17 protein-coding genes and 4 pseudogenes are annotated in these 17730 nt (G+C 64.2%); 11 read left to right on the forward strand and 10 right to left on the reverse strand.

Translation table 11 applies throughout. The features are described from left to right. Positions 1-713: 713 nt before the first annotated feature. Positions 714-1289 carry a dihydrofolate reductase family protein gene (locus tag FNH24_RS16125; RefSeq protein WP_152363222.1) on the reverse strand — a complete coding sequence of 192 codons (576 nt, stop codon included), beginning with the start codon at positions 1287-1289 and terminating at the stop codon, positions 714-716. 487 nt (positions 1290-1776) lie between these two features. On the opposite strand from FNH24_RS16125, the pseudogene FNH24_RS32665 reads away from it, so the two are divergent. Continuing rightward, positions 1777-2268, forward strand: a pseudogene (locus tag FNH24_RS32665) (inosine/xanthosine triphosphatase); the annotation flags it as partial. A gap of 134 nt (positions 2269-2402) precedes the next feature. Here FNH24_RS32665 and FNH24_RS32670 read toward each other — a convergent pair. Continuing rightward, a pseudogene (locus FNH24_RS32670) lies at positions 2403-2543 on the reverse strand (MmyB family transcriptional regulator); the annotation flags it as partial. Between FNH24_RS32670 and FNH24_RS31730 the strand changes: the two are divergent. After that, complete coding sequence (locus tag FNH24_RS31730) at positions 2535-2822, forward strand: hypothetical protein (protein WP_170304506.1); 288 nt, start codon at positions 2535-2537, stop codon at positions 2820-2822. The pseudogene FNH24_RS32670 and the gene FNH24_RS31730 overlap by 9 nt on opposite strands. A 252-nt stretch (positions 2823-3074) precedes the next feature. Here the strand turns inward: FNH24_RS31730 and FNH24_RS16135 are convergent, their stop codons facing one another. Next, positions 3075-3644, reverse strand: a complete 570-nt coding sequence (locus FNH24_RS16135) for a dihydrofolate reductase family protein (RefSeq protein ID WP_152363224.1) — start codon at positions 3642-3644, stop codon at positions 3075-3077. A gap of 173 nt (positions 3645-3817) precedes the next feature. On the opposite strand from FNH24_RS16135, the gene FNH24_RS16140 reads away from it, so the two are divergent. Together FNH24_RS16140 and FNH24_RS16145 are read left to right on the forward strand one after the other, a co-directional pair. Further along, positions 3818-4369: a GNAT family N-acetyltransferase gene (locus tag FNH24_RS16140; protein WP_152363256.1), complete on the forward strand. Its 552-nt coding sequence runs from the start codon at positions 3818-3820 to the stop codon at positions 4367-4369. A 149-nt stretch (positions 4370-4518) separates the two neighbouring features. Further along, complete coding sequence (locus FNH24_RS16145) at positions 4519-5067, forward strand: GNAT family N-acetyltransferase (protein WP_152363225.1); 549 nt, start codon at positions 4519-4521, stop codon at positions 5065-5067. 141 nt (positions 5068-5208) lie between these two features. On the opposite strand, the gene FNH24_RS32675 is transcribed toward FNH24_RS16145, so the two are convergent. Next, complete coding sequence (locus tag FNH24_RS32675) at positions 5209-5718, reverse strand: MerR family transcriptional regulator (protein WP_425486896.1); 510 nt, start codon at positions 5716-5718, stop codon at positions 5209-5211. Between FNH24_RS32675 and FNH24_RS16155 the strand changes: the two genes are divergently transcribed. From FNH24_RS16155 to FNH24_RS16165, 3 genes are all read left to right on the forward strand, one after another. After that, positions 5678-6166, forward strand: coding sequence for a DUF1772 domain-containing protein (locus FNH24_RS16155; RefSeq protein ID WP_152363226.1), 489 nt, complete (start codon positions 5678-5680; stop codon positions 6164-6166). The genes FNH24_RS32675 and FNH24_RS16155 overlap by 41 nt on opposite strands. Positions 6167-6630: 464 nt before the next feature. Next, positions 6631-6873 (forward strand): hypothetical protein, encoded by a 243-nt coding sequence (locus FNH24_RS16160; protein ID WP_152363227.1) that lies wholly within the window; start codon positions 6631-6633, stop codon positions 6871-6873. 222 nt (positions 6874-7095) lie between these two features. Next, on the forward strand, positions 7096-7524 hold the full coding sequence (locus tag FNH24_RS16165) for a YybH family protein (RefSeq protein WP_152363228.1): 429 nt from the start codon (positions 7096-7098) through the stop codon (positions 7522-7524). 235 nt (positions 7525-7759) lie between these two features. Here FNH24_RS16165 and FNH24_RS16170 read toward each other — a convergent pair whose 3' ends face one another. From FNH24_RS16170 to FNH24_RS16190, 5 genes are all read right to left on the reverse strand, one after another. Continuing rightward, positions 7760-8629: a TIGR03619 family F420-dependent LLM class oxidoreductase gene (locus FNH24_RS16170; RefSeq protein WP_152363229.1), complete on the reverse strand. Its 870-nt coding sequence runs from the start codon at positions 8627-8629 to the stop codon at positions 7760-7762. 503 nt (positions 8630-9132) lie between these two features. Further along, entirely contained in the window at positions 9133-9954 is an 822-nt protein-coding gene (locus FNH24_RS16175) for a helix-turn-helix domain-containing protein (RefSeq protein WP_152363230.1), read from the reverse strand. Positions 9955-10124: 170 nt separating this feature from the next. Further along, a complete protein-coding gene (locus FNH24_RS16180; RefSeq protein WP_152363231.1) occupies positions 10125-11369 on the reverse strand; it encodes an MFS transporter in 1245 nt (414 codons plus the stop codon). 192 nt (positions 11370-11561) lie between these two features. Next, on the reverse strand, positions 11562-14057 hold the full coding sequence (gene leuS / locus FNH24_RS16185; protein ID WP_152363232.1) for a leucine--tRNA ligase: 2496 nt from the start codon (positions 14055-14057) through the stop codon (positions 11562-11564). Between the two features lie 190 nt (positions 14058-14247). Continuing rightward, positions 14248-15177, reverse strand: coding sequence for a LysR family transcriptional regulator (locus FNH24_RS16190; RefSeq protein WP_152363233.1), 930 nt, complete (start codon positions 15175-15177; stop codon positions 14248-14250). Between the two features lie 69 nt (positions 15178-15246). Between FNH24_RS16190 and FNH24_RS16195 the strand changes: the two genes are divergently transcribed. The 3 genes and pseudogenes from FNH24_RS16195 (at position 15247) to FNH24_RS16205 (ending at position 17199) form a co-directional block, all read left to right on the forward strand. Then, positions 15247-15483 (forward strand): hypothetical protein, encoded by a 237-nt coding sequence (locus FNH24_RS16195; protein ID WP_152363234.1) that lies wholly within the window; start codon positions 15247-15249, stop codon positions 15481-15483. 653 nt (positions 15484-16136) lie between these two features. Continuing rightward, positions 16137-16521 (forward strand): annotated as a pseudogene (locus tag FNH24_RS16200) (IS5 family transposase); the annotation flags it as partial. 3 nt (positions 16522-16524) lie between these two features. After that, positions 16525-17199, forward strand: a complete 675-nt coding sequence (locus FNH24_RS16205; RefSeq protein WP_161606156.1) for an IS5 family transposase — start codon at positions 16525-16527, stop codon at positions 17197-17199. Positions 17200-17217: 18 nt separating this feature from the next. On the opposite strand, the pseudogene FNH24_RS32680 reads toward FNH24_RS16205, so the two are convergent. Further along, positions 17218-17325, reverse strand: a pseudogene (locus FNH24_RS32680) (IS982 family transposase); the annotation flags it as partial. Positions 17326-17374: 49 nt separating this feature from the next. On the opposite strand from FNH24_RS32680, the gene FNH24_RS16210 reads away from it, so the two are divergent. Next, on the forward strand, positions 17375-17730 hold a 356-nt coding region (locus FNH24_RS16210), incomplete at its 3' end, for a transposase (RefSeq protein ID WP_161606157.1).

Here is a 17730-nt window from a genome sequence, read left to right on the forward strand (position 1 = left end):
TCCTTGACGCGGCCGTGCGCCGTCCGCCCGGGATAGTTGTCGTACATGGTGGCACTGACCTTCTCGGCGTTTGGTCGGCGATTGGGAAGATCCGGTACGGGTGGGGTGTCGATCGGTCGTGCCAGGACGAGTCGGTTAGCCGGCTCGATCGTCTCGACGGGTGGAGAACCTACCACGATGTCGATCGGATCTCGCTGATTCGCCTGCCGTGTCGGCGTCCGTGCAGGCGAACGTGCCCGTCGGGTCTATACGTCTGGTTGGTTGTCGCCGCTCGGGACGGCCGGGTCGAGCCCGGTGGCGACTGTTCGAGTGAGGTTGAATCGAATCGAAGATGATCATCAAGGTCGCGACCGGCCGTGCGTTGGAGCATCTCGACGGCCTCGTCGAGGTCGGTCGATCGGCTGGCGGAGAGGTCGATGCCCTGCGTGGCCATACGACTTCATCAACGCGATCAGCCAGAACAAGGGGGCGGAGTTCCGCCCCGTGCGAGCTGCCGTCTCAGCCCTGGAGTGTCGTTACTTTCGAGGGAGGTTTCGCCGAGGGTAAGGGGCGTGCCAGCATTTTACCAACGGCAGGGTGTCCTGGATGAGCATGCGCTAGACCGCGCGGGTCCGACTATCCAACTCAGGATGGATTCGGTGCATCCGCACCGTCTGGGCCCAGACAGCTCCGGCCACCTCGGGGAGCGGGCCCTGCCACCCTCTCCCTTGCATTCAACGTCGGACGCGGTAGCGGATGTGGGTTGCGTCTGGGGTGTCGATGACGCGGACGATCTCCAGCTCGACTTCCGAAGGTAGGACGTCGAAGAGTCGCCGTCCTCTGCCCAACAGCACCGGGATCTGATGGATCTGCAGCTCGTCCAGGACGCCGGCCTCGAGCGCGCTGCGGGCGACGTAGCCGCCGATCACGTACACGTTTCGGCCTCCGGCGGCTTCGTGGGCCTGTTTCATCGCACTTTCGATCCCATCGTTGACATAGGTCACCTTCGGGTATCCCCAACGAGCAGGCGGGGGTGGTGGACGATGGCTGGGAACGAAGATCGGGGAGCTGCCGGGATGTTCACCACCCCAGTGATCCATCAGCTCGGCAGTACGCCGGCCCGCGACGGTCGCCCCGCACGCGCTCAACTCGTCGCCCAACTCTTGGACCTGCGCTGACAGTGAGCTGGACTCAGCGCTGGAACCGTGCCAGTCGTGCAGCCGGGTTCCATCGTTGCCGCCGAGCACATCGTTTTCGTCGGAGATGTAGCCGTCGAGGGACATCGACATGAACAGAATGGATTTGGACATCGGACATCCTTGTCGGTCTTAGGTTCGGGTGGACAGAAAGTTCGCGTGCGCGGTCGATGCGTGGTGTGCCACGAACTCATCGCCCGCGCGTGGAACCTTCTTCCGGATGCACCAGGTCGCCGGTCTTGGTTGGTGCGGTCCGGTGCGTCAACGAAGGCTTCAGTGTTGATCATCGCCCGTCTGTGGATGTCACGGACTGCGGATCACGTCAGCTCGTGATCTCTGCCCGTCTCGCTCATCGATGATTGTTCTGGCAGCCCACGCTGGCTGCTTTAGCCTTCACCTTCCGGGCCGAGACGTCCAATCGAAACAATGAATAGAACCCATCGACCGAGTCGATCAGTGGGCTACATTTCATGGTGGCCGGGTAAAGGCGTTCGCTACGGATGTGCGGAATCTGCTGCGGGTACGGTGCCGAGGGCCTCTTATGGAATTGGCCAGGCGACACCTGAGTGATTTCAGAGGTCGGACTGATAGCGTCCATTGCATGCTTGTGGCCGTCGGATCACGGAATCCCGTGAAGATCGAGTCGGTCAGACTGGCGTTCGAAGCAGTGTGGCCGGACGAAACCTGGATGATCGAGGGATGTTCCGTGACGTCACAGGTGTCGGACCAACCCATGACTGCTGACGAAGCCAGACGCGGTGCCAGGTCCCGGGCGATCAAGGCGCTCGCGGTGCCTGGAGCGAATTTCGGTGTCGGATTGGAGGGCGGGCTCGAACAGATCGATGGCGTCTGGTTCAACAGCGGTTGGGTTGACATCGTCGGTAAGAAGGGCGGACTTCACGGGATCGGCGCTACCCTCAAGCTGATCGTGCCGCCCCCCGTGATGGACATCGTCCACTCTGGTCAGGAGCTAGGCCAAGCCTGCGATGTCGTTTTCCAGCAAACGAATTCGAAGCAGGACAATGGGCACTTCGGCCTCATGACCAACAACGTCATCGACCGGACGGGGGCATTCCGCGACGCGGTGGTCGCGGCACTCGCTCGTTCCTCCATCCCGAACTCATGGCGGACTCCGGAAAGAATGTGCGGGGTGGTTGAAGCGCCGAACTGTCCTCCGCGACTGAGCACGGCATGGTCCTGCCAGCACTCGGCGAACTCCGGACTGGTCGCACTGTGGTCGTTGATCATCTTCTGCAGACGTTGGTCACCGTCGTACTCGGCGCTGATCGCCCTGAGTCTGGCCACCACCGCACGAGTGTCCTGCTCCCAGTCCGCCAGTCGCTCCAGAGCTTCGGGCGCTTGGAGCATCCAGCGCAGCACTACACCGTCGATCCGGCCGACGTACCCGAGCACCTCGCCCAGCGGTCCCGGGCGGCCGACGCCATCCGCGCCGGTCACCCCGGTCTGATCAAGACCCGGCTGACCCGATTGGACGACGGCACGTTGACCGACACCTGGCACTGGGACACGGCCGAGCAGATGCGCGCTGCGTTCGCCGACGCACTGAGGATCCCCACGATAGGACCGGCGATGGCTCTGATTCGGGACAACTCCGCCTTGAACGGCGAGGTGATCGACGAGCGCTAGCGGCGCGAGTTGCGAACCTAACGATCTTGCATCCAACGGGGCAGTCACCAGACCCCGGTGGCGCCCTCGTCGGTCACCCGCGAGGTTGACCCCTCGTGTGCGTCAGTATTCATTCAACCTCGGGGGAACCGCACGGATGATCAACTTCGGCCGACCTTGTCACTCTTGCCTCTGTACGAGTCACCGTAGTGTGCGCGACTCCCGCTGGGGAAGGGGACAGTCGATTGCGAAGGGTCGACCTCGGCGCGTCTCTCAGCGTCGGACACGGTAGCGGATATGAGTGGCCTCCGGGGTATCGATCACCCGGAGGATGTCGAGCTCCACTTCCTTTGGCAACTCGTCGAACAAGCGACGGCCGCGACCTAGCAGCACCGGGATCTGGTGGATCTGCAACTCGTCCAGCACGCCGGCAGCGAGCGCCGTCTGTGCCGTGTAGCCGCCGTGGACCTGCACATCCTTGCCGTCGGCAAGCTCCTTCGCCAGGGCCATCGCGCTCTCGATCCCGTCGGTCACATAGGTGACCAAGGGATAGCCGCGGGCGGCCGGACCGGGCGGCCGGTGGCTGGGCACAACGATCGGACGTCCCTGGCTGGAACCGCCCCAATGGTCGATGAGTTCGACGGTCCGCCGGCCGGCCAGCACCGCACCACACCCGGAGAGCTCATCGACAAGTTCCTTCGCTGGCCCCGTCAACTTCGCGAACTCTCCGCCGGGTGCGAACCAGTCGTGCAACCGCTGGCCGTCGAGACCGCCGAGCATGTCCGTGGGATCCGCGACATATCCGTCCAGGGACATGGACATGAACAAGACAGATTTGCTCATTTCGAGCTGGTCCTTTCGGTCGAAGTGGTCACCATGATCAAAGCGTGAACTGCGCGAGAGCCTTCGTCTAATGTCAAATCTCATGCTCGGTTATAGATGTCGTCGATAGATGGCGGGCGTCATTCGGCCACGCGTCGTGCTCTACTTCGAGTGAGGAGGTGACAGACTTGATCATGATCGACACGCAACGGATGACACTGCGTGGTTGGCGCCTTGACGACCTGGACCCACTCTCCGCGATCGACGGCGATCCCGAGGTCATGCGGTTCATCGGCGACGGGTCGGTACGGACCCGGGATCAGACCGCCGCTGCGATCTCCTCGATGACTCGGGCGTGGAGTGACCACGGATTCGGCATCTTTGCGGTCGAGCTTCGTGCAACCCGAGAGCTGGCCGGATGGGTCGGATTGGCCATTCCTTCTTTCCTGCCCGAGGTCCTGCCGGCCGTCGAGATCGGCTGGCGACTGGCGCGACGATTCTGGGGACGGGGCCTGGCCACCGAGGCCGCGCAAGAGGCATTGAGCTTCGGGTTCGAGGGTGTCGGTTTGGACGAGATCATCAGCATCTGCCATATCCACAACGACGCATCGGTCCGCATCATGACGAAGCTCGGAATGCGACCGGACCGAGTGACCACCACGCCGTCCGGCCAGCCGGTACGGGTCCTGGCAATCAACCGCAGCCACTGGAGCGATATAGGTGACGTGCAAGATGGCCAGCTGTGATCCTCTCCGGCCAGATTGATCTTGCGAATCGTGATCGATGCTGCGTTCGTCGGGCACTGATGTCGGCTGTGGGAACCTGCCCGGCGGGTCGGCTACGAGGTGCTGATCATTCATCAGGTGACGTCGGAGCGTCGGTCGTAGGCTGTGGCATGACTTCGGCGCTGCTCCTCGGGCGGTACGACATCCGCCTGCCTCGGCTGTCAGACGCGGAGGCTCTCGCGGCAGCCTACGATCAGAACCGCGATCACCTCGCGCCGTTCGAGCCGCGCCGATCCACGTCGTTTTACACGATCGAGGGCCAGCGGGAGTCCCTCGGTACCGCACTCGAGACGGCGCAACGGGACCAGGCAGCCAGCTGGCTGATCTTCGACGAGGAACGCATAGTCGGCCAGATGAACCTCAACTCCATCGTGCTCGGAGCCGCGCACTGCGCCCACGCGGGCTACTGGATCGATGGTGATTACACCGGACAAGGACTGGCATCGGCGGCGCTTGAGTTCGCCTGCGCGACCGCCGTCGACCTTGGGCTCCACCGGATCGAGGCCGCGACACTCGTCGACAACGTCGCGTCCAAGGCCGTGCTGCGTCGCTGCGGGTTCACGCCGATCGGCCGGGCACCGGCGTACCTGCACATCGATGGCGCGTGGCGCGACCACGATCTGTTTCAGCGCGTACTGCACGACAATCCGCCCGGCTGACATCCGCAGGTCGACACTGCGCGCGAGCCTGGCGGCACCGGTGTTCGGCCTCATCGTCAGCGTCCGACGCAGCGAACGCCGCTGGACTGCTGCGATGCGGAACGGAGGCCGTAGTGCGTTGCAGAATCGCGTTGAGATCGACTATGGATCCCCATGGTCGCGGGCGAGATCGTCGATGGTCCGGCCTGCGAGCAGCTGATCGAGAGTGGCAACCAGATCCGGGCATTCGGTTACGGGATGCTCATTCGGGCAGCTCACAGCGAGACGGAGGAAGACCTGCGCGCCACGCGCACGGGCGACCAGGGTCTCCAACCTGTCAATCTCATCCTCGGCTTGAACCCGCCACTCGGCGCCGGACTCATCCAGCATCACCGCTGCGGTGTCCAACGGCAGGCCGAGCTGGTGGACCAGCTGAATGAACGCGAGCCGGCGCAACTCACCTGTGCCGTACATCCGCCGGCCTGCCCGCCGTGCGGCTGGGGTCACCAGGCCGCGAGCCTCGTAATAGCGCAGCGCTGAAGGGCTCAGTCCAACGGAACGCGCAGCTTCACCAATAGATCGCACGCGACTATTTGACCTACAACCGGCTGCAAGTGCCAGTGTTGCGGCCATGGAATCGGCCATCCACGTTCTCGGTGCGTTGCTCGTCATCCTCACATTGGTGCCCGCCCTCGCCCACGCGTTGGAGTTGCCCGGCAAACGACGGTTGGAGCCTGGCGAGTACGTCAGGCTCCAGCGGATCTACTATCCGGGCTTCACGGCAATTGGCGTGGCGGAACCGTTAGCGATCGTCGCGCTGCTCGTGTCGATCTTGATGATGACACCGACCGGGACGGACGGAGGTCTCCGTTTGTTTGCGATGCTTGCGGTCGGAGCGGCACATGCGATCTATTGGGTCCGCGTACATCCGATCAATCGGGTCTGGCTGCAGGCCGAGCAGCTCACGGCAGCTGGATCGACGTTCTTCGCTGCGGGCCCCGGTATTGACGCCAGCGGCGTGACCTTTGTACGCGCCCGGCGGCAGTGGGAGCGCGGCCATGTGGCGCGTGCCGTCCTCGTCGGCGCCGCGATGGTCGCGACGCTCGTCGCGCTGGCCTGACGTGGGCCCCGTGATCGTCGACGAGACGTGACGGGTCTTGTGATCATGGACCGTTGGGGCATGTGGTCTGCCAGCCGCATCGGTGGCGACGAGGGACTTGTCATGCGAGGACGGCGGTCCGCGTCGTACGCGGATCTCGCGTTTGCAAACGTCATCGCGCGTTCAGCCTCTTCGGTCACGGCCGCCTTCGGTGGTCGTGGCTTGCCAGCGGTCCGTTGGCAGCGGGGCAGGGCTGGCGCTGCCCGGTGGAGGCGATCGTCGATGTCTGACGTATCGATGATATCTATGACAGTACGTGACATTTGCCAATAGACGCATCGGCTGCGGCGCTCCAGGCTATGACCAGGACTACGGCGGCGGCGCCAAATGCACAGCTGGCTAACTTGATCAACGGCGTCCGCGCCACCGTCGACGAGCGAGAAACCGGGTCGCTACCACACCGGTCAACTTCGAAAGGGGAAACTGTGCGCAAGGTGGAGCAGAAGCGGCTCGACCTCTACATCCGAGCAATCGGTCAGCTCGATGCGGAGAGGAAGGCAGGTGAGATCGACCAGGTCCGGTGGGAAGTGCTTCGGGCAAAGTTGCTCTCCGAGGCCATCGCGCCGAAGCGCCCAGCCGATCTGAACCTCTTGATCTTACTCGGATGCATGTGGGGACTCGTCGCGATCGGGTACGTCATCATTCAACTCCTGTTGGCCATCTCATGATGGTTCGGATCAATGAAGAGACCAAGGCTGGCTCGGACGTTCGCCCTCGTTCTGGTTGTCGGGCCCGCAATCCAGCCCACATCGTGTACGGGACCGCCAACGTAGGCGCTCCGATGCCGACCCACCGGGGTCGCTCAAGCCCTGCGGACTAGACCATCCCTGTCACATTGGGTGGCCGCGCACCGTCGAGCAATTTGAGCTCCAACGATCAGGAGGACACCAATGACTTCGATCGAGTCGAAAATAAAAGCGTTGCTCGACCGACGTGGACTGGCGGCGTGGGAGAAGGATCTGGACGGCCTGATGTCGGTCTTCGCGCCGGAAGTCGTCTACTTCGATCTCGTGCCGCCGCTGCGTTATACGGGTGCGGAGGCCCTCCGCGAGCGGTTCCGGGATTGGTTCGGACGCTGGCGCGGGCCGATCGGTCAGCAGATCAGCGAGCTTGAGGTGCTGGCGAATGATCACGTCGCTGCTGCGCACATGTTGGTGCGGGCCAGCGGAACGCTGCTCGACGGCCGCGAAGTCGACTACTGGGTGCGCGTGAGCGACACGTGTCGCCGCTCCTCTGACGGCTGGCTGATCACGCACGAACACGTGTCTATGCCGGTCGATCTGACCACCCGCAGCGTTGTGATGGATCTGCGCCCCTGATCGCAGGTAGTTTCGGTAACCCCTCGACGAGTTGGGCCTGGTCGAATCCGAGATGGACCGAAAACAGCCAGGGTTGATCGCTGTCCTCTTAACTTCCGTGCTCCTCTGCGCGGGCGATCGGTGGGACGCGGTCAGGGTGTTGACGGTGATCGGGGCGCCAGTGATGGCGGTTCGGGTGCCGCCGGCTACTTCTTCGACGAAGGTATAGGGCTGGCACCCCGAAGGATGCGGCGCCCTAGTGGTCGATGAGCTCGGAAGAGATCCGCTCGATGTTACGGAGGATCTCGTCGCGGGGTACTGGTCTGTGTCTGCCGGTAGGTGTGGCGTCGGGTTTGGGCAGGACGACGAGTCGATCCACCCCAAGTTCTGTGTAATGTTCGACGGCGGCCCGGTCCAGCGGCCCGGTTGGAGTCACAGTGATCTCGAGTTGCCCCAAATCCTCCGGACGTTCGTACTTGTCCGCGGCGCGGCGCAACCCAGCGAGGCAACCGGCCAGATCATCTGGGTCGAACCCGTACCAGCCATTGGCCATTGTCACTGCACGGGCGAATGCCTTCGGGCCCTCACCTCCGATGATCATGGGCGGACCACCGGCTGCCAGCGGCCGCGGGTGTGCGTCGATTCCGGTGAACGAGCAGAACTGGCCCTCGTGATGAGGGCGCGGCATGGTCCATAGTGCCCGGAGCGCCCGCAGGTAATCATCCATCCGGGCTTGGCGCTCGGTCTGGGGCACTCCGACAGCCTGGAACTCTGCATCGATGTAGCCGATTCCGAAGCCTGCGAGAAGCCGACCGCCGGAGACGACGTCCAGGCTCGCCAGTTCCTTCGCGAGCACTACGGGGTTTCGCAACGGCAGCACGATGATGCCACTACCGATCCGTAGCGTCGTCGTGTGCGCGGCGATCAGAGTCAGCGCGACGATCGTATCCAGCAGTGGCAGGTCGGGAGGAAACGGACTACCGGGCGGACGTGGGTCGGGAAGTACCAGGTGCTCGCCCGACCATGCCGACTCGAAGCCAGCCGCTTCGGCGGCACGTGCGACCTCGACCGCGACCGCGGGGTCGGCGCAGGTACCGTAGTTGATCGCGAACAATCCGAACTTCACGAGGCAAACGATAGCCAACGGTTGCGACAGTGACGATGCGGACTGAGGTCAGAACGGCCGGGCACGCAGAAAATCACAGTGGCCCTCCGCCTTTTGGGGGTGCACCTGTATGTGACTTATGGTGTGCCGAGTAGGGCAGCGCGAATGACATTCTGCAATTCGAAGACCGTCACAGGAAACGATCGGCCGGTCCTAATGATATTCCCGACATCTAGGCGACGAGGGGCTTCATCGAGCTCGATTGCGGGATTCGCCGAGGAGACCATGGATCGTTTGCGAGGATCCGGAATGTACGAGGCAATGTGATGTTCACCGGGGAGGTTCTTGCAGCGTTCCGGAAGGCCGTCTGGATCGCCTCAGCCGATGGGCGTGGCCTAGGCCTCGGTCTGTCTCGATCGGGTCTCCTGGACCGACGACAAGCAGACCTGCGCGCCTTCGCCATCTGCGACCTGTGAGAAGAAGATGGGTCGAGCTGTACGTCGTCGCCTGCCAGGTCGACCGGCTCACGTACTGTCTTCTCCTCGCCCGGACGCCGCGAGCAGTCGTCGCACCGTAGCCGGTGTCCGGCCGGTGTGCTGGCGGACAGTGCGGCTCAGGTGGGCCTGATCCGCGAATCCCAGGTCAGCGGCGAGGTCAGCCAGACTCGACGTTCCCTGCTCCAGCCGATCCAAGGCCCAGGCAACCCGAACCCTGTTTCGGTAGCAGGTCAGGGTCACACCCAACTCCGTCGAGAATGCCCGGCTCAGGCGGTAAGGCGACACAGCCAACAGCCGGGCCAACGGCAGCAGGCCGCTGGCATCGGGATGGCGGTCGATGATGGCCGCCCGAGCACGATCGACCAGTTTCTGTCGTCCCGACCCGCCCCCGCCCGGGACTCTCGCCACCTGACCGACTGCGTGGCGTATCAGCCGTAGCAGTTCCTCGGCCACACCGAACTCGGTATCGCCACCGCGGGCGCCCGCCAACACTCTCCGGTGTACGAGGTCCAGCCGTGCGTCCACGTAGATCGTGGACCGATCGAACCGTTTCGGGTCACCCGTGAGGCTCTGCCACAGCTCGGGTCTCACCGTGATCACCGTGCAGATGTCACCCCCGGCCGGATGCGCGTATTGCTCTTCCGTGGCGGAGGCCGACAGATAGGCCATGGTCGTGTCGATCACCGCTTCTCTTCCCGCGGACCGGCGACGGAACATGCCCCGCCGCACGAGGACCAGTTCATGATCGTGCTCGACCTCTGGGGCAGACCACCGAGAATGGTCATCGGTGCAGGTGACGGCGTCAATACCGAACCCGGGGCCGGTCGCGAGTTGGACGACGGTCTGCATGGGTTCAGTTTATGAATCCGGGTGAGATCCGGCGCAAACGAAGGTTCAAGACCGGCGCGGCGTCGGTCGACAGGCTAGATCATCCGCGCCGGGTCCAGAAACACAGTGCCATCGATCATTGCTGCCCTCTGAAACCAAGGACAACCGCCAACGGTCTACACCAAGGAACGCTAGCTGTTGTCGAGCTTCGTACCGGTCGCTCCTTTACGGAGGCGGGAGAGCAGGAGCAGAACGCCGGGCAGGCCGGCGAGCGAGGTCATCACGACCGCGGCCGTACCGATTCGGTCGGTCGCGATGAAGGGCGTGGCCAGCACTGTTCCCAACGGCAGGGTGCCCTGCATCAGCGTACGTAGGACGGCGAAGGTCCGACCGTGCAGTTCAGAAGGGATTCGGCGCATCCGCAATGACTGCGCCCAGACTGTCATAGGGGCGCTCAGCAGGCCGATCAGCAGGAAGCCCACGCCCAGAGCGATCAGGTCTGGAGTGAGAAGCAGGCTCAGGTAACCGACCGCCGCAAAAGCCTGGACGGAGCCGATCGCGCGGATCGGCGACGATGGAGCCCGGACAGCTCCCGCCAACACGGCGCCGATAATCTCACCCGTCGCCAGCAGCGCCAGCAGCAGCCCCAGCGAGGCTGCTCCACCAGTCAGTGTGGTTTTGGCCAGCCACGGCGCTAGGACCAACAGCATGCCCTCGGCGACGTTGAACGCCATGAATGCGATGGTGGTCGCGATGATCACGGGGTCTCGCAGCACCCTACGGATCGAAGCCCGTTCGGCTACGGGCTCGGCACCGGAGTTGTGGGTGATCAGAGTCGGCTGTTCGCGCGTATTGAGGGGCTGGCGGATCCGGATCAGAGCCAGCGCGAAGATCAGGAACGAGAGGCTGTCGATGGCCAACACGGCAGGAGCGCCGATCACGCCTACCATCAGGCCAGCGGCGGCCGGACCGACGATCCCGGCGACGCTGAAGCTAAGCGACTCCAAGGCGTTGGCGGAGTCGAGTTCGGATTCGGGGACGAGCGAGGGAATTGCCGCGGGGAATCCGGCCAGCGGAATCATCTTGAGCAGGCCGTACGTCGCCGCCGCGACGAACGGCAGGAAGGCCGGCATCACGTCCAGCGCCGCCGTGGCCGGAATGCTGGCCATCACAGCAGCGCGGATGACGCTGTCGATAATCAGGATCGTGCGTTTGTCGAAGTGGTCGAGAATAGGCCCGGCCAGCACACCACCGAGTACGGCCGGCGCGGTATAGAGCACGGCCAGCAGAGCGAGTCCGAATGCTGGGTCCGGCCCCGACAGGACCAGCCAGGTCAGGGCGACGAAGGTCATTCCGTCACCAATTGAGGAGACCGTGGCACCGAACCAGAACCAGCGGAAGTCGGCGATAGTCAGAATTCTGCGATAGCGACGCATTAGTACGAGTGTCTTTCGGGCCTGGAGCAGGAAGTCACCCAGACTGCCGAGCCGCGTTCGCCCAGTCTTGAACTTTCTTGCGCAGGCTGTGTTCCTTGGCTTCTAGAATGAGCGCAGGTAGACCGCGGTTCGGCCGGCGATCGGTCCAGGGTTCGGACTCGACGCCTGTCCGCCATCGAGATCGGCTGGCGATTACCTCGCTGGGACCACGTTCACCAATCGTGGGGCCCGGACGATCACCCTCAGCACATCAGTCCCGTTAAGGGCGCTGAGAACCTTCGCCGATTGCACGGCCAGCTCGCGAAGATCATCTTCGGCGATGTCTGCTGGTACCTCGAGGCGGTCGCGTACCTTGCCCGCGACCTGCACGACGCAGGTGACCAAATCCTGCGTGACCAGCGATTGGTCGGCCTCCGGCCACATGCAGTTGGCGACGGTGGCCGGCTCGCCGATCCGCTCCCACACCTCCTCGGCGGTGAAAGGCGCGAAGCAGGACAGCATCCGAGCGAGAGCCCCCACACCCTCCCGTACGGCCGGGTCCGCGGCGCCGGGGCCTCTGTCGATCGCCTTGCGGAGCAGGGAGGTCAACTCCATCAGTCGGGCGATGGCCACGTTGAGCCGGGTGATCTCCATCTGGCGGGTCGTTTCGTCGATCAGTCGGTGAATGGCCTGGCGGGTGGGTCGATCGCCAGCCGCCGGGTCGGCTCCCAGGCTGCCCGGGTCAAGATCGCCAGCGAGCCGCCACACCCGAGCCAGCCACTTGACCGACCCCGTCGGGGACACGTCCGCCCAGTCGATGTCTTCCTCGGGTGGGCCAGCGAACACCATCGTCACGCGGACGGCGTCCGGACCGAACTGACCCAGTTGCTCCTGCAGGTTGACCAGGTTGCCCAGAGTCTTGCTCATCGACCGGCCGTTCATGATGACCTGACCCTGGTTGGTCAGCCGGGTGAACGGCTCGACGAACGGCACCAGACCCAGATCGTGGCACACCTTGGTGATGAACCTGGCGTAGAGCAGGTGACCGGTGGCGTGCTCCTTGCCGCCGACGTAGTGGTCCACCGGCAACCAGCGTCGTACGCCCTCGGGGTCAAATGGGCCGTCGGTGTAGTTCGGGTTCGGATAGCGCAGGTAGTACCAGGACGAGTCGACGAAGGTATCCATCGTGTCGGTGTCACGCTGCGCAGCACCACCGCAGGTCGGACACGCCACGTTGACCCAATCGGTGGCACTGGCAAGCGGTGGGATCCCACCTTCGGGGCGCAACTTGTAACCTATTTCGGGCAGGCGCACGGGCAACTCGTCGTCCGGCACCGGCACCTCGCCGCACACCGGGCAGTGCACGATGGGGATCGGCGTACCCCAGTACCGCTGGCGGGACAGCAGCCAGTCCCGTAGCCGGTAGGCCAGCGCGGCCTCACCGGTGCCATCCCGTGCGAGCTTCTCGGTGATGGCCACGATCGCCTCGTCCTTGCGCAGACCATCGAACTCATCGGAGTTGACCAGCACACCATCACCCGAGATCGCGATGCCGGTCTCCGCCGGGTCCGGTTCTCCGGTGTCCATCACGACCCGCACCGGCAGGTCCATGGCCCGCGCGAAGTCCAAGTCCCGCTGGTCGTGCGCAGGTACTGCCATGATCGCGCCGGTGCCGTATCCGGACAGCACGTAGTCCGCCGCGTAGATCGGCATCTTCTCGCCAGTCATCGGGTTGATCGCGTGGCGGCCCAGCGGAACCCCAGTCCTGGGCCGGTCAGCCGCGAGTCGCTCGATGTCGGTCGCGGTCCGCACCGTGTCGCGGTAGACCTCGAAGCCCGCACGCTGATCCGGCGCACACAGGTCCTCTGCCAGGGCCGCGTCTGCGGCCACCACCATGAACGTCGCGCCGAACAGGGTATCCGGTCGTGTGCTGAACACCCGAACAGATTCGTCGCGGCCCGCGATCCGGAAGTCAATGTGGGCACCATCGGATCGGCCGATCCAATTTCGTTGCATGGTCAACACGTCGTCGGGCCAGCGACCCTTCAGCTGGGCCATGTCGTCGAGGAGTCGCTGCGCGTACGCCGTGGTTCGGAAGAACCACTGGGTCAGCTCACGCCGCACGACAGCGGCGCCGCAACGCTCGCACCGCCCCTGCAATACCTGCTCGTTGGCCAGCACCGTGGCGTCCTGCGGGCACCAATTGACCGGCGCGGCCCTACGGACCGCCAGGCCTCGCTCGAACATGCGCAGGAACAGCCACTGGTTCCATCGGTAGAACTCCGGATCCGAGGTGTGCAGCCGAGTTCGCCAGTCAAACGACATCCCCAATCGCCTGAATGACTCGGCCTGCACCTCGATGTTGGCGTAGGTCCAGTCCCGCGGATCCAGATCCCGTTTGAACGCCGCGTTCTCGGCAGGTAGCCCGAATGAGTCCCACCCGATCGGAGTCAACACGTTGTGCCCGCGCATTCGGCCGAATCGCGCGATCGCGTCGCTGATCGAGTACACCTCGCCGTGCCCCATGTGCAGGTCACCGGACGGATAGGGATACATGCTGACCACGTACGAGCCGGGTCGGTCGTCGCCCTCGTCCGTCGTGAGCCCCTTCGCTTCGAAAGCCCGCCTCTGCTGCCACACCCGCATCCACTTCTCGACGATCGCTTGCGGGTCGTACGCATCTTGACCGGACTTCTCTTGCACGTGCATCCCCCTATCTCATCCCAATGCAGATCACCTGACCAGCGGTGGCGCAGGAAGGATGTTCCGTGTTGGTCATAGCTGTGCGGACGGCCAATCACTGTCTGCTAATGCATGCAAGCTGCCGCATTCGATGTTGTACCAGTTCGGGCGCTGACGTCCAATGGAAACAGTGAATAGATATCATCGGCCGAGTTGATCATTTGGGCGTCGCAGAAGGGATCGCAGGTTGGCCCTGACCTTGGTGGGTGGCAGCTGATCGGCCCGGTGGGACGGCTTCGGCGAGCGCGGCCAGAAGGGCAGCGGTGGCCGGTGGGTCGGGCGGATCGCCGTACGTGGCGGCGTAGATCCGTTGTCCGGCGCCGGGGATCTCGGTTGCTTCGATGCCCTCGATGCGATGGGCGCGCAGCGCCAGCCCGGGGCTTGTGGTCACACCGAGGCCGGCGGCGACGAGGGCCTGCATGACGACCACGTTGTCGGAGTTGTAGCCGATGGCGGGCTCGAAGCCGGCGTCGGCGCACAAGGCGACCAAGTGTGCACGGCACCGGTCGCAGCCGGCAATCCAGGTGGCGTCGCGCAGCGCGGCGAGGGTTTGGTGCGGCTGCGTGGACAGCACGTACAGCGGGTCGTCCAGCAGATGGTGGAGTCGGATGTCTCCGGGCTCGGGATCGGTGTCGCCGTATCGGAAGATGATCGCCACGTCGATCTTGCCGGCCCGGAGCAGTTCGATCGCTTCCGGCGGTTGGGTGTTGGTCAGGCTGAGCTGCAGACCTGGGTGCCGAGCGGCCAGGATCGCCGTCGCGCGAGGGATCAGGGATCCGATCACCGAGGCGAAGCCGGCGACGCGAACCCGGCTACTGGTTAGGCCGACGTGGGCTGCCAGTTCGCTGCCCGCGGCGTCGATCCTGCCGATGATCTCGGCCGCCCGGGTCGCGAGGAGCTCTCCGGCCGGGGTGAGCCGGATCCGCCGACCCGCGCGTTGGAGCAGCTGTGCGCCGGTCTCGGCCTCGAGCCGCGCGAGATGATGGCTCACCGTCGGCTGCGAGTAGTGCAACTCCCTGGCCGCCTCGGTGAAGGAGCCGAGCCGAGCGACAGCGTCAAGGACTCGGAGTCGGGTGACGTCCAACATGTATCGACGATATCTATGTCCCGGTATGACAATTGACACTGGATGGATGAGCCAGGCAGGTGCACGCTAATGATCATGGTTAGGGCCGCGATCCGTTCAGCTCACAATCTGGCGTGTCTGGTCGATGACGTTCAGGCCGTCACTGCTGTACGCGCTGACCGGGCCACCACCGCTGATCCTGTCACCGAAGAGCTGCGGACGCACCGTCCCTCTCCCGGCATCCTCACCGCCGAACAGCGGTGCGGGATCGGTGGCCCGCCGACCGTGACCCGCGACTTCCTCGCCGCCGGGCTGATTACGTCATGACGATTCCGGTAGTGCCGATCTTCCTCGGCCGGGGCAAACGTCTGTGGGACGGCCTCAGTGGCGCCGACAAGCTCTGTAGCATCGAATCTCCCACCTCGCCGACTGGCGTCATGCCCGGCCCGGCGCCGTAACGTCCACGCTCAGCATCCACTCAACCGAGTGCGGCGCCGATTCCGCAAGTGCCGAAGGGAACCATGACCAAGGTCGAGCAGCAATTTGATCACTACATTCGAGCGATCACGAGACTGGACGCCCAAGAAGCGCCGGCGAGATCGATTCAGTCCGATGGGAGGTACTTCGGGCAAGGTTGATTGCCGAGGCCACACGGCCCAAACGACCAACCGATCTGAACTTCCTGATCACCCTCGGGTGCGTCGCGGCCATCGCCCTGATCGGCTACGGAATCATCCAGGTCCTCCTCGCCGTCCTGTAACGTGGCAGGACCCCGATTCGAAGACCATGATCATGACCAACGCCGGGCTCCAATTCCGGATCGTTCGGGTGCAAGATCCTGCTCCAACCCGAAGGCCGTGGTCACCGGGAGCCACAGCGGAGTCCGCCCCGATCCCTGCCCCCGGGTCGGCGAGGCCCGGAGGGGTCTACTAGGGCGTGTCCCGTAACTGATTTTGCGTGGGTTCGGGTGTGATGGATGGGTGCATGATCGTCATGACTTGACCGATGACCTGTGGGCGCTGCTGGAGCCGTATGTTCCGAGGTCCGGCCCGGCCGGTGGTCGACCTTGGGGTGATCATCGCCGGGTGATTGATGGGATCTTGTGGCGCACCCGGACGGGGGCTCCGTGGCGGGATCTCCCGTCCGGTTACGGGCCGTGGAAAACGGTCTATAACCGGCACCGACGGTGGTCGGCTGATGGCACCTGGGACGAGTTGTTGGCAGAGCTGGAACGGGGTGCCGATGCTGGCGTGGACGAGTGGACGGTGGGTGTCGACTCGACGGTGATCCGCGCTCATCAAGACGCTGCTGGGGCACGGCATGCTGCACCGGGTGACGTGTCGCCCGAGCGGCTCGCGGTGGCCTTGGATGACTTTGTTTCACACCGAGCCGCGCGCCACACAGGGGGCAGGATCGAATTACAAGAATCAGGCCGATCTGGCCGAACGGCCTGATTCTGCCGGTGCCCTGGACCGGCCGGAGTCCCCGCCAGGCAAGAAGAGTCTCGCTCGGAAGCCGACTGATCGGGAGGCTCTTGGGCATTCCCGGGGCGGGTTATCGACCAAGATCCATCTTGTCGCCGACCATCGCTGCCGACCACTGGCGATCATGACCACGGTCGGCCAGCGCCACGACGCGGTCGGCTTCGAGCCGGTGCTTTCCAAGATCACTGTTGCCCGTCCGCAGGGTGGCCGGCCAAGAACCCGTCCGGATCGGGTACTGGCCGACAAGGCCTACTCCTCCCGGGCGATCCGCCAGCACCTGGCCGATCGAGGAATCAAGGCCGCGATCCCGATCAAGGAAGACCAAAAGCTGGCTCGGTTGCGGAAGGGAAGCGCCGGTGGCCGGCCACCCAGCTTCGACCCGGCCCGCTACCGGGACCGCAACACTGTGGAACGAGCCGTCAACAAGCTCCGCGCGACCCGAGCCGTCGCGACCCGATACGACAAACGCGACTACGTGTACCGAGGCACAATCACCGTATCCACAATCCGGATCTGGCTCCGCGACCCCACCATCAACGGGTTACGGGACACGCCCTAGACGAGTAAGTCCAAGGGTTTAGTGGTCGCAGGCGGTGAGTGCGCGGTGGGTCGGGGTGCTGTGGTGGTCGTTGTGCCAGATGGTGGCTGTAAGAGCGAGGACGCGTTGCGCGATTCGGGTGCAGACTGAATCGCCCCGGGGTGTCTGGAGGCTTCATTTGCTGGAGGATGGAGTTATGGCACGTCCGTCGAAGTATCCCCCTGAGGTGCGGGTGCGTGCGGTCCGGCTGGTCGCTGAGGCGATGGAGCGCGGCGACTACCGAACCGAGTTCGAGGCGATCCGCAGGATCGCTGGTCAGCTCGGGATCGGGTCGGCTGAGACCCTGCGGAGATGGGTCCGTCAGACAGAAGTTGATCATGGCGCTCGGCCCGGTAAGACCAGTGAGGATATCGCTGAGATCAAGGCGTTGAAGAAGGAGAACGCCGACCTGCGCCGAGCCAACGAGATCCTCAAGAGCGCGTCGGCTTTTCTTCGCGTCAATGCCAAAGTGATGTCTGCCCGGCCGGGGTTCGCGCGTTTCTTCGCTGCCTT

This window comes from Microlunatus speluncae (assembly GCF_009299835.1).
GTDB lineage: Bacteria > Actinomycetota > Actinomycetes > Propionibacteriales > Propionibacteriaceae > Microlunatus > Microlunatus speluncae.

Bases quoted from the DNA above. Each gene is read 5' to 3' on its own strand.
- FNH24_RS16125 (WP_152363222.1), bottom strand. From the start codon at position 1,289: ATGTCCAAATCCATTCTGTTCATGTCGATGTCCCTCGACGGCTACATC.
- FNH24_RS16135 (WP_152363224.1), bottom strand. From the start codon at position 3,644: ATGAGCAAATCTGTCTTGTTCATGTCCATGTCCCTGGACGGATATGTC.
- FNH24_RS16140 (WP_152363256.1), top strand. From the start codon at position 3,818: ATGATCGACACGCAACGGATGACACTGCGTGGTTGGCGCCTTGACGAC.
- FNH24_RS16145 (WP_152363225.1), top strand. From the start codon at position 4,519: ATGACTTCGGCGCTGCTCCTCGGGCGGTACGACATCCGCCTGCCTCGG.
- FNH24_RS16155 (WP_152363226.1), top strand. From the start codon at position 5,678: ATGGAATCGGCCATCCACGTTCTCGGTGCGTTGCTCGTCATCCTCACA.
- FNH24_RS32675 (WP_425486896.1), bottom strand. From the start codon at position 5,718: ATGACGAGCAACGCACCGAGAACGTGGATGGCCGATTCCATGGCCGCA.
- FNH24_RS16165 (WP_152363228.1), top strand. From the start codon at position 7,096: ATGACTTCGATCGAGTCGAAAATAAAAGCGTTGCTCGACCGACGTGGA.
- FNH24_RS16175 (WP_152363230.1), bottom strand. From the start codon at position 9,954: ATGCAGACCGTCGTCCAACTCGCGACCGGCCCCGGGTTCGGTATTGAC.
- FNH24_RS16180 (WP_152363231.1), bottom strand. From the start codon at position 11,369: ATGCGTCGCTATCGCAGAATTCTGACTATCGCCGACTTCCGCTGGTTC.
- leuS (WP_152363232.1), bottom strand. From the start codon at position 14,057: ATGCACGTGCAAGAGAAGTCCGGTCAAGATGCGTACGACCCGCAAGCG.
- FNH24_RS16190 (WP_152363233.1), bottom strand. From the start codon at position 15,177: ATGTTGGACGTCACCCGACTCCGAGTCCTTGACGCTGTCGCTCGGCTC.
- FNH24_RS16195 (WP_152363234.1), top strand. From the start codon at position 15,247: ATGATCATGGTTAGGGCCGCGATCCGTTCAGCTCACAATCTGGCGTGT.
- FNH24_RS16205 (WP_161606156.1), top strand. From the start codon at position 16,525: ATGACTTTGTTTCACACCGAGCCGCGCGCCACACAGGGGGCAGGATCG.